Source organism: Variovorax sp. LjRoot290 (assembly GCF_964253985.1).
Lineage (GTDB): Bacteria > Pseudomonadota > Gammaproteobacteria > Burkholderiales > Burkholderiaceae_C > Variovorax.
In genome coordinates, this window is sequence record NZ_CAXURW020000001.1 from 2612569 (window position 1) to 2625742 (window position 13174).

Here is a 13174-nt window from a genome sequence, read left to right on the forward strand (position 1 = left end):
CTCAGCCCGCGGCCGGCTCGGCGATGCCGCCGACGACGTGGCTGAAGCCGCCGTCGACATAGGTGATCTCGGCCGTCACGCCGCTGGCGAGATCGCTCATCAGGAAGGCGGCCACGTTGCCCACTTCCTCGATGGTCACGTTGCGGCGGATCGGCGACACCTCGGCCACCACCGAGAGGATCTTGCCGAAGCCCTTGATGCCGCTGGCCGCCAGCGTCTTGATCGGGCCGGCGCTGATGCCGTTCACGCGCATGCCCTTGGGGCCCAGCGACTCGGCGAGGTAGCGCACCGAGGCCTCGAGCGAGGCCTTGGCCAGGCCCATGGTGTTGTAGTTGGGCAGCACGCGCAGCGCGCCCAGGTAGGTCAGCGTGAGCAGCGCCGACTTGTCGTTGAGATAGGGCAGGGCCGCCTTGGCCATTGCCGGGAAGCTGTAGGCGCTGATGTCGTGCGCGACCTTGAAGGCGTCGCGCGACAGGCCGTCGAGAAAATCGCCCGCGATCGCTTCGCGTGGCGCGAAGCCGATGCTGTGGACGAAGCCGTCGAAGGTGGGCCAGGTCTGCGAGAGATCGGCGAAGAGCTTGGCGATCTGGGCATCGTCGCCCACGTCGCAGTCGAAGACGAGCTTCGAATCGAAATCGGCCGCAAACTCGGTGATGCGATCCTTGAAGCGCTCGCCGACGTAGCTGAACGCGAGTTCGGCGCCCTGTTGATGGCAGGCCTTGGCGATGCCGTAGGCGATGGAACGGTTGCTCAGCACGCCCGTGATCAGGAATTTTTTGCCGGAAAGAAAGCCCATAAAGCGACCTCGTGAAAATCTTGTGCAGAATTCTCGCATGCGAGCTTGGCTGCTTCTGGTGTTGGCGCTCTCGGCAGCCCCCTCGTGGGCGGCCCATGCGTACGCGCAGTTCGGGGACGTCAAGTACGCGCCGGGTTTCACGCATTTCAGCTATGTGAACCCGAATGCGCCCAAGGGCGGCGAGATCCGCATGGTGCCGCCGACGCGGCCCACCAACTTCGACAAGTTCAATCCGTTCACGCTCAAGGGCACGGCGCCATCAGGCCTCGGCAACCTGATGTTCGAGAGCCTCTTGACCGGCAACTCGGAGGAGCCGACCACGGCCTACGGCCTGCTGGCCGAGGACGTCGAGGTGGCGCCCGACAAGCGGTCCGTCACCTTCCGCCTTCATCCCAAAGCGCGTTTCAACGACGGTTCGCCGGTGCTCGCGGCCGATGTGGTGCACTCCTTCACCACGCTCACGGGGCCGCTGGCGGCACCCCAGTTCCGCACGATCTACGCCGAGGTGAAGAGCGCCACGGGCATCGGCGAGCGCACGGTGCGCTTCGACTTCGCAAGCCCCAATCCCGAGCTGCCGCTGGTCGTGGGCGGAATGGCGGTATTCAGCCGTGCCTGGGGCGCCGGCAAGCCTTTCGACCAGGTCACGACCGAGGTGCCGATTGCGTCGGGGCCGTACAAGATCGCCAACCCGCGCATGGGCCGCGACATCACCTACACGCGCGACCCGAACTATTGGGGGGCCGAGCTTCCGGTGCGCAAGGGCTTCTTCAACTTCGACCGCGTCACCTTCAAGATCTACCTGGACGACACCTCGCGCTTCGAAGGGCTGAAGGCGGGCGAGTTCGACTTCATGCGCGAGTTCACCTCACGCAACTGGGCGCGCCAGTACACGGGCAAGCAGTTCACGTCCGGCGAGATCCGAAAGCGTGCGTTCGAGAACCAGAACCCGGGCGACTTTCAGGGCTATGTGTTCAATGTCCGCAACCCGAAGTTCAAGGACATCCGCGTGCGGCAGGCCATCGGACTCGCCTTCGATTTCGAGTGGCTCAACAAGCAGCTCTTCTACGGCCTGTACAAGCGCGTGCAGGGCTACTACCCGAACAGCGAGTTCCATGCCGAAGGGCTCCCCAAGCCGGACGAACTGGCGCTGCTCGAGCCGCTGCGCAGCAAGCTGCGGCCCGAAGTCTTCGGGCCGGCCGTGATCTCGCCGAGTACCGCGCCACCCGGCAGCCTGCGCGAGAACCTGCGCCGCGCGCGCACGCTGCTGGCCGAGGCCGGCTGGACCTACCGCGACGGTGCCCTGCGCAACGACAAGAACGAGGTCTTCACCATCGAGTTTCTGAACGACCAGCCTTCGCTGATCCGCGTCGTGACGCCGTTGCAGACGGCCTTGCTGAAGCTCGGCATCCAGATGAGCTTTCGCACGGTGGACTTCTCCCTCTCGCAGCAGCGCATGGACAACTTCGACTTCGAGATGACCTCGGTGCGGCTGCCCGGAACCACGGCGCCGGGCGGCGAGCTGCTGGAATTCTTCGGCTCCAAGGCGGCCGCCACCCACGGCTCCTCGAACATCTGGGGCATCGCCGATCCCGCGGTCGATGCGCTGCTGCAGAAGGTGGTCGGCGCCACCACGCGGCCCGAATTGAGCGCCGCGATGCGTTCGCTCGACCGCGTGCTCTCGCACGGCTACTACTCGGTGCCGCAGTACTACGGCGACGCCTTCCTGATCGGCTACCGGCCCCGGCCCTTCGTGCTGCCGGATGTGATCCCGCCTTACTACCAAGCCGATGCCTGGGCCATGAGCACCTGGTGGGCATCGCCTGCCAACAAGTGAAGCCGTCATATGGCCAGCTACATCCTCAAACGCCTGCTGCTGATGGTGCCCACGCTCTTCGGCGTGCTGCTGCTGACCTTCGTCACGGTGCAGTTCGTGCCGGGCGGCCCGGTCGAGCAGATGGTGGCGCAGCTGCAGGGCCGCGACTCGGGCGGCGAACGCGCAGCCAGTTCCGGCGCGGGCTACCGCGGCCGCCAAGGTCTGGACGAAAAGCGCATCGAGGAGATCAAGAAGCTCTACGGCTTCGACAAACCGCCCGCCGAGCGTTTCTGGCTGATGCTCAAGTCCTTCGCGCGCTTCGATCTGGGCACCAGCTTCTACCAGCACAAGGATGTGTGGGAACTGGTCAAGGAGAAGCTGCCCGTCTCCATCAGTCTGGGTCTGTGGACCTTCTTCATCAGCTACCTCATCGCAGTCCCGCTCGGCGTGGCGAAGGCCGTGCGGGCCGGCTCGCGATTCGATTTCGTCACCACCTTGATCGTGCTGATCGGCTATGCCATTCCGGGCTTCGTGCTCGGCGTGGCGCTGCTGGTGGTCTTCGGCGGGCAGCTGCAGTGGTTCCCGCTGCGCGGCCTGACCTCGCCCAACTGGGACAGCCTGAGCTGGGGCGCCAAGGCGATCGACTACCTGTGGCACATCGCGCTGCCCGTGACGGCGATGGTGCTCGGCAGCTTTGCCGTGACAGCGATGCTGACCAAGAACTCCTTCCTCGAGGAAATCCGCAAGCAGTACGTGCTGACCGCGCGCGCCAAGGGCCTGGCCGAGCGCCAGGTGCTGTGGAAGCACGTGTTTCGCAATGCACTGATTCCGATCATCACCGGCTTCCCGGCCGCCTTCATCGGCGCTTTCTTCACCGGCTCGCTGCTGATCGAGACGCTGTTCTCGCTCGACGGGCTCGGCCTCCTGAGCTACGAGAGCGTGATCCGGCGCGACTACCCGGTCGTGCTCGGCACGCTCTATCTCTTCACGCTGATCGGGCTGGTGACCAAGCTGATTTCCGATCTCTGCTACGTCCTGGTCGATCCGAGGGTGAAGTTTGACTAACAGCAGCCCCGTGACCATTTCGCCCGGCCGCCGGGCCTGGATGCGCTTCAAGCGCAACAAGCTCGGCTTCTGGAGCCTCGTGCTCTTCACCGTCCTGGTGGTGCTGAGCCTGTTCGCCGAACTGCTTTCGACCGACAAGCCGCTGGTGGTGCGCTACGAAGGGCAGACCTACTTCCCGGTGCTGCGCGACTACTCCGAAAAGACCTTCGGCGGCGACTTCGAGACGCCGGCCGACTACCTCGATCCCTTCATCCGCGAGCGCATCACACAAGGCGGCAACTGGGCGATTTACGCGCCCAACCCCTACGGCCCCAAGACGCTCAACTACTTCGCGAAATCGCCGAACCCGGCCGCGCCTTCCAGTGAAAACTTTTTCGGCAGCGACGATCGCGGCCGCGACCTGCTGGCCCAGCTGATCTACGGCTTCCGCGTGAGCGTGCTGTTCGCGCTGGCGCTGACCGTCATCGGCGTCGTGCTGGGCATCGTCACGGGCGCGATCCAGGGCTTCTTCGGCGGCAAGACCGACCTCGCGTTCCAGCGCTTCATCGAGATCTGGGGCTCGATGCCGGAGCTGTATCTGCTGATCATCTTCAGCGCCGTGTTCGCCCCCAGCGTCGCGCTGCTGCTGATCCTCCTGAGCCTGTTCGGCTGGATGGGCCTGTCGGACTACGTGCGCGCCGAGTTCCTGCGCAACCGGCAGATGGACTACGTGCGCGCCGCACGCGCGCTCGGCGTCGGCAATCTGCAGATCATGTGGCGCCACATCCTGCCCAACAGCATGGTGCCGGTCGTCACCTTCCTGCCGTTTCGCATGAGCGCGGCGATCCTGGCGCTCACCTCGCTCGACTTCCTGGGCCTCGGCGTGCCGCCGGGAACGCCCTCGCTCGGCGAACTGCTGAGCCAGGGCAAGGCCAACATCGATGCCTGGTGGATTTCGCTCTCCACCTTCGGCGTGCTGGTGCTCACGCTGATGCTGCTGACCTTCATGGGCGACGCGCTGCGCGATGCGCTCGATCCGCGGAAGGCCGAAAAATGAGCCGGCCACTTCTGGACGTCCGCGGATTGCGCGTCGCCTTCGGCGGCAAGGAGGTCGTGCACGGCATCGACTTCGCCATCGCTGAAGGCGAAAAGCTGGCGCTGGTCGGCGAATCGGGTTCGGGCAAGACCGTCACGGCGCTGAGCCTGCTGCGGCTGGTGCAGAACGCCGATATCTCGGGTGCCGCAAGCTTTGCCGGCGGGGAGGGCGGAGGTGCAACGCGCGAGCTGCTGTCGCTGCCGGAAGCCCGGCTGCGCGGCATCCGTGGCAAGGAGATCGCGATGATCTTCCAGGAGCCGATGACCGCGCTCAACGCGCTCTACACCGTGGGCGACCAGATCGCCGAGGTACTCGAGCTGCACGAAGGCATGCCGGCGCGCGCCGCGCAGGAAGCCGCCGTGCAGTTGCTGGCCGACACCGGCATTCCGGAACCGGCGCGGCGGGCGAGGGCGTTTCCGCACCAGCTCTCGGGCGGCCAGCGCCAGCGCGCGATGATCGCGATGGCGCTGGCCTGCAAGCCGCGCCTGCTCCTGGCCGACGAGCCGACCACCGCACTCGATGTCACGGTGCGCGCGCAGATCCTCGAACTGCTGGCCGAGTTGCAGCGCAAGCACCACATGGCCGTGCTGCTGATCACGCACGACCTCAACCTGGTGCACCGCTTCGCCGACCGCGTGGCGGTCATGGAGGACGGCCACATCGTCGAGCAGGGCGCCGTTTCGACCGTGTTCGGCGCGCCGCAGCATGCCTACACCCGCAAGCTGATCGACAGCCGGCCGACGCGCGACGTGCCGCCCGTTCCCGCGGAGGCGAAGGGTGCGCCACCGGTGCTCGAAGCCAAGGCGCTGCGCGTCAGCTATCCGGTCTCGCGGCCCGGGGTGGCCGGCTGGTTCCGCAAGGGCGAGTTCGTGGCGGTGCAGGGCGCCGATTTCCGCATTGCGCAGGGCGAGACGCTGGGTGTCGTCGGCGAATCGGGCTCGGGCAAATCCACCCTTGCGCTCGCCGCGCTCGGTCTGCTCAAGTACGGCGGAAGCCTCGGCGTTGCCGGCCAGCGCTGGAATGCCGGCGGCGCGAGCGACCGCGCGCTGCGCCGCCAGATGCAGGTCGTGTTCCAGGATCCGTTCTCGTCGCTCTCGCCGCGCATGACGGTCGAACAGATCGTCGGCGAAGGCCTGACGGTGCACGCGCCAGGCCTCGACACCGCGGCCCGGCGTACGCGCGCACTGGCCGCGCTGGCCGACGTGGGCCTGAGCGAGGCGCAGTTCCCCTCGCTGCTCGACCGCTATCCGCACGAGTTCTCGGGCGGACAGCGCCAGCGTCTGGCGATCGCGCGGGCGCTGATCGTCGACCCGAAGCTGCTGGTGCTCGACGAGCCCACCAGCGCGCTCGATGTCACGATCCAGAAACAGGTGCTGGGTCTGCTGCAGCGACTGCAGCGTGAGCGCGGCTTGAGCTATCTGCTGATCACGCACGACGTCGAGGTGATCCGCGCGATGGCGCACCAGGTCATCGTGATGAAGGACGGTGCGATCCTCGAATCGGGCGGCGTCGAGCGCGTGCTCGATGCACCCGAACATCCCTACACGCAGAAGCTGGTCGCTGCAGCGCTGGCAGATTAGAGAAAGACGGAGAGCACGAAATGTCGGCGATCGGAAGCGACCGGCGCGGCGCCTGGCGCGCAGCGCTCGCCTGCATGGTGAGCCTGGCGGTGGCGATGGGGCTGGGCCGCTTCGCCTTCACGCCCATGCTGCCGATCATGCTGCACGAGGGCAAGCTGGATCTGCAGGCGGGTGGGGTGCTGGCTTCGCTCAACTACCTCGGCTACTTCGTCGGCGCGCTGTCCTGCGCGGCGATCCGGCTCAAGCCGGCCACGATGGTCCGCGGAGCGCTGGTCGCCACCGCGGCGCTGCTGCTCGGCATGGGCCTGTGCGACAACTTCAGCGCCTGGGGCGTGCTGCGGACGGCGGCCGGCGTCATGAGCGCCTGGACCTTCGTCTTCGCCTCCGGCTGGGGCCTGCGGAGGCTGGCGGAAACAGGCGCCCCGACGCTGCAGGGCGTGATCTACGCCGGGCCGGGCGTCGGCATTGCGGTCACCGGTCTGGTGGGCGGCGCAGTGGGGCGCTGGGGCTCGGAGGCCGGCTGGATTGGCTTGGGCCTGCTGTCGCTGGTCCTGATCGCCGTGATCTGGCGCATCTTCAGCGACGGCGAAAGCGCGCACGCAGCGTCGCCGGCCGCCACCGCCGCGGCACCGAGTGAGGCTGAATCGGCCGCCGCGCGCAACGATGCGCGCTGGCTGGTCGGGCTCTACGGCCTGGCGGGCTTCGGTTACATCATCACGGCGACCTTCCTCCCGGTGATCGCGCGCCAGGCCTTGCCGGGCTCGCCCTGGCCCGATTTTTTCTGGCCCCTGTTCGGCCTGGCGATCGTTCCGGGCGCCCTGATCGGTGCGCGGGCGCCGGTCCACTGGGACAACCGGCTGCTGCTGGCGATCGCCTATGCGCTGCAGGCGCTGGGCGTCGTGCTTTCCGTAGCCTGGCCCACCATCATCGGCTTCACCCTGGGCAGCCTGCTGCTGGGCATGCCTTTCACCACCATCACCCTGTTCGCGATGCGGGATGCGCGGCGGCTGCGCGGCAACGCCGCGGCCGGGCTGATCGGCTATGCAACGGCTTCCTACGGCGTCGGCCAGATCCTCGGGCCACTGTTTGCGGCGCCGCTGGCGCAGCGCACCGGCTCGTTCACGGTGCCGCTTTTGGTGGCTGCGGCGGTGCTGGCGTTCGGTGCCCTGCTTTTTGCGCTGGTCTGGTGGCGGTCGCAGCGGCCGGAAGGCGCTTTGACCACCTAGAAACCGACGTTCTTACACGTGTTTGGCATATAATTCGAGGCTCACGACCAAACGGGCGGGTACTCACCGCCCGTTTTTTATTGGTCGAAGCATTTCTCGATGCCGCAGGCGGGCAAGCAGGCAGGCGGGGGGCGGCATCGGGGGCACACCAGAAGGCGCATACAGACACGTGGCATTGCAGCAGACAGTGGAACAAACCGTGGCCGGGCTCGGCTACGACCTGGTCGAGATCGAACGCTCGGCCGGAGGACTGCTGCGCGTGACGATTGATTTGCCCTGGAGTGGCCCCATTTCTGAGACTGCAGCTGCAGCCGGTGCGCCGGAGCCTTTCGTCACCGTCGAAGACTGCGAGAAGGTCACCCGCCAGCTGCAGTTCGCGCTCGAGGTGGACGGCGTCGACTACAAGCGGCTCGAGGTGTCCTCGCCGGGTATTGACCGACCGCTGCGCAATGAGCAGGATTTCGAACGTTTCGCAGGCGAGGTGATCGACATCACGCTGAAGGCGCCCATGGGCGCGGCGGCGGCCGGCCAGGTGGCGGCCAACCGCAAGAAGTTTCGCGGCACGCTGGAGCGGGTCGCAGGGGCCGATGGCGCGCAGGGGTGGCAGATCGTCTGGAGCGATGCACCTGAGCCGAAGCCCGGTCAGAAGATCAGCAAGAAGCGCGCGCCTGCACCCCTGCAGGCGCTGGGTTTTGCATTGGACGAGCTGCGCGAGGCGCGGCTTGCGCCGATAGTGGATTTCAAGGGGCGCAGGCCCAAACCCGACACGACGGTGTCGGAATGAACAAGGAGAGTGGTGGCATGAATCGCGAAATGTTGATGTTGGTGGATGCGATCTCGCGCGAGAAGAACGTCGAACGCGACGTCGTTTTCGGCGCGGTCGAGTCTGCCCTGGCGCAAGCCACCAAGAAGCTCTACCAGGGCGACGTGGACATCCGCGTCGCGGTCGATCGCGACAGCGGCGACTATGAGACCTTCCGCCGCTGGCACGTGGTGCCCGATGAGGCCGGCCTGCAGCTGCCCGACCAGGAAATCCTGCTGTTCGAAGCCAAGGAAGAGATGCCCGACATCGAGGTCGACGAGTACATCGAGGAATCGGTGGAATCGGTGCCGATCGGCCGCATCGGCGCGATGGCGGCCAAGCAGGTGATCCTGCAGAAGATCCGCGACGCCGAGCGCGAAATGCTGCTCAACGACTTCATGTCGCGCGGCGAGAAGATCTTCACCGGCACCGTCAAGCGGCTGGACAAGGGCGACATCATCGTCGAGGCCGGCCGCGTCGAAGGGCGGCTGCGCCGCAGCGAGATGATCGCCAAGGAAAACCTGCGCAACGGCGACCGCGTGCGGGCCATGATCATGGAGGTCGACCTCACGCTGCGCGGCGCGCCGATCATCCTGTCGCGCGCGGCGCCCGAGTTCATGATCGAGCTGTTCCGCCAGGAAGTGCCCGAGATCGAGCAAGGCCTGCTCGAGATCAAGAGCTGCGCCCGCGACCCCGGTTCGCGCGCCAAGATCGCCGTGCTCTCGCACGACAAGCGGGTCGACCCCATCGGCACCTGCGTCGGCGTGCGCGGCACGCGCGTCAACGCGGTCACCAACGAGCTTGCCGGCGAACGCGTCGACATCGTGCTGTGGAGCGAAGACCCGGCCCAGTTCGTGATCGGCGCGCTCGCGCCGGCCAACGTGTCGTCGATCGTGGTCGACGAGGAAAAGCATGCGATGGACGTGGTGGTCGACGAGGAAAACCTCGCGATCGCGATCGGCCGCGGCGGCCAGAACGTGAGGCTTGCCTCCGACCTGACCGGCTGGAAGATCAACATCATGGACGCCAACGAGTCGGCCCAGAAGCAGGCGAGCGAAACCGACGCCAGCCGCAAGCTCTTCATGGAGAAGCTCGACGTCGACGAGGAAATCGCCGACATCCTGATTTCCGAGGGCTTCACCAGCCTGGAAGAAGTGGCCTACGTGCCGATTTCCGAGCTGCTCGAGATCGAGAGCTTCGACGAGGACACGATCAACGAACTGCGCTCGCGCGCCAAGGATGCGCTCCTCACGATGGAAATCGCCAGGGAAGAGAACGTCGAGAGCGTCTCGCAGAATTTGCGCGACCTCGAAGGACTCGATCCTGAACTCATTCCGAAACTGGCCGAGGCGGGTGTGCACACCCGCGACGACCTGGCCGACCTTGCGGTCGATGAACTCACCGAGATCACCGGCCAGAGCGCCGATGACGCCAAGCACCTCATCTTGAAAGCCCGCGAACACTGGTTCGCAGGCCAAGAGTGACGGTCATGGAGGCACGAAACCAATATGTCCAGTACCACTGTCGCCGAGTTCGCGAACGAGCTCAAGAAGACTCCCGAAATCCTGCTTGACCAGCTCAAGAGCGCGGGGGTGGCCAAGGCCGCCCCGACCGACGCGCTCACCGAGGCCGACAAGCAGCGCCTGCTCGGCTTCCTGAAGGCCAGCCACGGCACGGTCGAGCCCGAGCGCAAGAAGATCACGCTGACCAAGAAGTCGACCAGCGAGATCAAGCAGGCCGACGCCACCGGCCGCGCGCGCACGATCCAGGTCGAGGTGCGCAAGAAGCGCACCTTCATCCAGCGCGACGAGGGCCACCCGGCCACGCCCGAGCCGGCGCAGCAGCCGGCCGAGGCGCCGGCCGCCGCCGCGCCCGCCGCGCCGCGCATCGACGAAGCCGAACTCGCACGCCGCGAGGAAGAAGCGCGCCGCCAGGCCGAACTGATCCGCCGCCAGGAAGAAGAACTGGTCGAGAAGCGTCGCCTGCGCGAGGAAACCGAAGCGCGCGAACGCGAAAAGATCGAGCGCGCCGAACAGGCCGAGCAGGAAGCCAAGGCTGCCCGCAGCAAGAAGGCCGCGGAGAAGCCCGCCACCGTGACCGAAGGTGCGCCCGAAGCGCCCGAGGAAGCACCGGCGGTGAGCAACCGCAAGGCCGCTGCCGAGGCTGCCGCCGCCCAGGTCAAGGAAGACGCCAAGGCCAAGGCGGCCGCCGAATCGAAGGCCCGTGCCGACGAGGAAGCCGTGCGCGCCAAGGATCTCGACGAGCGCCGCCGCAAGGCCCTGGCCGAGGCGGAAGCCATCCGCGCCATGATGAATGCACCGGCGCGCGTGCTGGTGCCGCACAAGGCACCCGAGAAGCCTGCGCCTGAAGCCAAGGCCGCGGTCAAGGGAACGCTGCACAAGCCGGCCACGCCCGCCGCCCGCACGGCGGCGCCGGCTGCGCCCGGCACGACGGCACCCGGCGCCGCCGGCGCCGGCAAGGAAGTCAAGTCGGCCAAGCTCTCGTCGAGCTGGGCCGGCGACACGGCCAAGAAGAAGGAAATCAAGACCCGCGGCGATGCCAGCGGCGGTGTCGGCCGCGGCAACTGGCGCGGAGGCCCGCGCGGGCGCCGCGGCAACGACCGCGGAGGCCAGGAAGAACGCGTGCAGGCCGCGCCGGTGGAGGCGCGCGTGCTCGAAGTGCACGTGCCCGAAACCATCACGGTCTCGGAACTCGCGCACAAGATGGCCGTCAAGGCGTCGGAAGTCATCAAGCAACTGATGAAGCTCGGCCAGATGGCGACCATCAACCAGTCGCTGGACCAGGACACCGCGATGATCATCGTGGAGGACATGGGCCATACCGCGGTGGTCGCCGCGCTGGACGATCCGGAAGCCTTCACCGACGAGGACGTGTCTGCGCAGAACGCCGAAGCGCTGCCGCGCGCACCGGTCGTGACCGTCATGGGCCACGTCGACCATGGCAAGACCTCGCTGCTCGACTACATCCGCCGCGCCAAGGTCGCCGCGGGGGAAGCCGGCGGCATCACGCAGCACATCGGCGCCTACCACGTCCAGACGGAGCGTGGCATGGTGTCCTTCCTCGACACCCCGGGCCACGAGGCCTTCACCGCCATGCGTGCCCGCGGTGCGCAGGCCACCGACATCGTGATCCTGGTGGTGGCGGCGGACGACGGCGTCATGCCCCAGACCAAGGAAGCCATCAAGCACGCGAAAGCGGCGGGTGTGCCGATCGTGGTCGCGATCAACAAGATCGACAAGGCCGATGCCAACCTCGAGCGCGTCAAGCAGGAGCTGGTGGCCGAGGAAGTGGTGCCCGAAGAGTACGGCGGCGATACGCCCTTCGTCCCGGTCTCCGCCAAGACCGGGCAGGGCGTCGACAACCTGCTCGAACAGGTGCTGCTGCAGGCCGAAGTGCTGGAACTCAAGGCGCCGGTGGATGCCGCGGCCAAGGGCCTGGTCATCGAAGCGCAGCTCGACAAGGGCCGCGGCCCGGTTGCCACCGTGCTGGTGCAGTCCGGCACGCTCAAGACCGGCGACGTGGTGCTGGCCGGCTCGACCTTCGGCCGCGTGCGCGCCATGCTCGACGAGGACGGCAAGACCATCAAGACGGCCGGCCCCTCGATCCCGGTCGAGATCCAGGGTCTGACCGAAGTGCCGCAGGCCGGCGACGAGTTCATGGTGATGGGCGATGAGCGCCGCGCGCGCGAGATCGCGACCTACCGCGCGGGCAAGTTCCGCAACACCAAGCTGGCCAAGCAGCAGGCTGCCAAGTTCGAGAACATGTTCTCGGACCTGAGCGCCGGCGAAGTCAAGATGGTGCCGATCATCATCAAGGCCGACGTGCAGGGTTCGCAGGAAGCGCTCGCGCAGTCCCTGCTCAAGCTCTCGAACGACGAGGTCAAGGTGCAGGTCGTGTACGCCGCGGTGGGCGGCATCAGCGAGTCGGACATCAACCTCGCGATCGCCTCCAAGGCCATGGTCATCGGCTTCAACGTGCGCGCCGATGCCGGTGCGCGCAAGCTGGCCGAAGGCAACAACGTCGGCATCAGCTACTACAGCATCATCTATGACGCTGTCGACGAGCTGAAGACGGCGATGGCCGGCATGCTGGCACCGGAGCGGCGCGAAGAGGTCATCGGCTCGGCCGAGATCCGCACCGTCTTCGTGGCGTCCAAGATCGGTACGGTCGCGGGCTGTATGGTCACTGCGGGTTCGGTCAACCGCAGCGCGCATTTCCGCCTGCTGCGCGACAACGTGGTCGTCTACACCGGCGAGATCGACTCGATCAAGCGCCTGAAGGACGACGTGCGCGAAGTGCGCGAAGGCTTCGAGTGCGGTATCAAGCTCAAGAACTACAACGACATCAAGGAAGGTGATCAGCTGGAGTTCTTCGAGATCAAGGAAATCGCCCGGACGCTGTAAGCGCCCGATGCGACCCTGGCCATGCCCAAGAGAAAAGCCGCTGCCCCCAACCGCGCCTTCAAGGTCGCCGATCAGATCCAGCGCGATCTGACGGAGTTGATCGCGCGCGAGTTGAAGGATCCGCGGGTGGGCATGGTCACGATCCAGGCGGTCGAGGTCACGCCCGACTACGCGCATGCGAAGGTCTTCTTCAGCCTGCTCGTCGGCGACCCGGTGGAAACCACCGAAGCGCTGAACCAGGCCGCGGGCTTCCTGCGCAACGGCCTCTTCAAGCGCCTGCACATCCACACCGTGCCCACGCTGCATTTCCAGTTCGACCGCACGACCGAGCGCGCCGCCGACATGAATGCGCTGATTGCGCAGGCCGTCGCTTCACGTTCCAAAGACGACTGA

Annotated in this window: 10 protein-coding genes; 9 read left to right on the forward strand and 1 reads right to left on the reverse strand. The window is 66.6% G+C overall.

Going from position 1 to position 13174, the window contains the following annotated elements:
• Position 1 precedes the first annotated feature (1 nt).
• Positions 2–796 (reverse strand): enoyl-ACP reductase FabI, encoded by a 795-nt coding sequence (fabI, locus tag ACSQ9A_RS13120; RefSeq protein WP_093107561.1) that lies wholly within the window; start codon positions 794–796, stop codon positions 2–4.
• 37 nt (positions 797–833) lie between these two features.
• Here fabI and ACSQ9A_RS13125 point away from each other — a divergent pair, with 37 nt between their 5' ends.
• The 9 genes from ACSQ9A_RS13125 to rbfA all read left to right on the forward strand — a co-directional run bounded on the left by ACSQ9A_RS13125 (position 834) and on the right by rbfA (position 13174).
• On the forward strand, positions 834–2630 hold the full coding sequence (locus ACSQ9A_RS13125) for an extracellular solute-binding protein (RefSeq protein WP_436303937.1): 1797 nt from the start codon (positions 834–836) through the stop codon (positions 2628–2630).
• Between the two features lie 9 nt (positions 2631–2639).
• Entirely contained in the window at positions 2640–3674 is a 1035-nt protein-coding gene (locus tag ACSQ9A_RS13130; protein ID WP_093107557.1) for a microcin C ABC transporter permease YejB, read from the forward strand.
• Positions 3675–3684: 10 nt separating this feature from the next.
• Positions 3685–4710, forward strand: a complete 1026-nt coding sequence (locus ACSQ9A_RS13135) for an ABC transporter permease (RefSeq protein WP_436290467.1) — start codon at positions 3685–3687, stop codon at positions 4708–4710.
• The gene (locus tag ACSQ9A_RS13140; RefSeq protein WP_436303938.1) at positions 4707–6329 is read left to right on the forward strand and encodes an ABC transporter ATP-binding protein; all 1623 of its coding nucleotides are present in this window, start codon (positions 4707–4709) and stop codon (positions 6327–6329) included. Before ACSQ9A_RS13135 ends, ACSQ9A_RS13140 begins: the two co-directional genes overlap by 4 nt.
• Before the next feature lie 20 nt (positions 6330–6349).
• Positions 6350–7555, forward strand: coding sequence for a YbfB/YjiJ family MFS transporter (locus ACSQ9A_RS13145; RefSeq protein ID WP_436303939.1), 1206 nt, complete (start codon positions 6350–6352; stop codon positions 7553–7555).
• Between the two features lie 169 nt (positions 7556–7724).
• The gene (gene rimP, locus ACSQ9A_RS13150) at positions 7725–8339 is read left to right on the forward strand and encodes a ribosome maturation factor RimP (protein ID WP_436303940.1); all 615 of its coding nucleotides are present in this window, start codon (positions 7725–7727) and stop codon (positions 8337–8339) included.
• A gap of 17 nt (positions 8340–8356) precedes the next feature.
• Positions 8357–9841 (forward strand): transcription termination factor NusA, encoded by a 1485-nt coding sequence (nusA, locus tag ACSQ9A_RS13155; protein ID WP_093107547.1) that lies wholly within the window; start codon positions 8357–8359, stop codon positions 9839–9841.
• A 24-nt stretch (positions 9842–9865) separates the two neighbouring features.
• Positions 9866–12781: a translation initiation factor IF-2 gene (infB, locus tag ACSQ9A_RS13160; RefSeq protein ID WP_093107545.1), complete on the forward strand. Its 2916-nt coding sequence runs from the start codon at positions 9866–9868 to the stop codon at positions 12779–12781.
• 21 nt (positions 12782–12802) lie between these two features.
• Entirely contained in the window at positions 12803–13174 is a 372-nt protein-coding gene (rbfA, locus tag ACSQ9A_RS13165; protein WP_093107543.1) for a 30S ribosome-binding factor RbfA, read from the forward strand.

Bases quoted from the DNA above. Each gene is read 5' to 3' on its own strand.
- fabI (WP_093107561.1), bottom strand. From the start codon at position 796: ATGGGCTTTCTTTCCGGCAAAAAATTCCTGATCACGGGCGTGCTGAGC.
- ACSQ9A_RS13125 (WP_436303937.1), top strand. From the start codon at position 834: ATGCGAGCTTGGCTGCTTCTGGTGTTGGCGCTCTCGGCAGCCCCCTCG.
- ACSQ9A_RS13130 (WP_093107557.1), top strand. From the start codon at position 2,640: ATGGCCAGCTACATCCTCAAACGCCTGCTGCTGATGGTGCCCACGCTC.
- ACSQ9A_RS13140 (WP_436303938.1), top strand. From the start codon at position 4,707: ATGAGCCGGCCACTTCTGGACGTCCGCGGATTGCGCGTCGCCTTCGGC.
- ACSQ9A_RS13145 (WP_436303939.1), top strand. From the start codon at position 6,350: ATGTCGGCGATCGGAAGCGACCGGCGCGGCGCCTGGCGCGCAGCGCTC.
- nusA (WP_093107547.1), top strand. From the start codon at position 8,357: ATGAATCGCGAAATGTTGATGTTGGTGGATGCGATCTCGCGCGAGAAG.
- infB (WP_093107545.1), top strand. From the start codon at position 9,866: ATGTCCAGTACCACTGTCGCCGAGTTCGCGAACGAGCTCAAGAAGACT.
- rbfA (WP_093107543.1), top strand. From the start codon at position 12,803: ATGCCCAAGAGAAAAGCCGCTGCCCCCAACCGCGCCTTCAAGGTCGCC.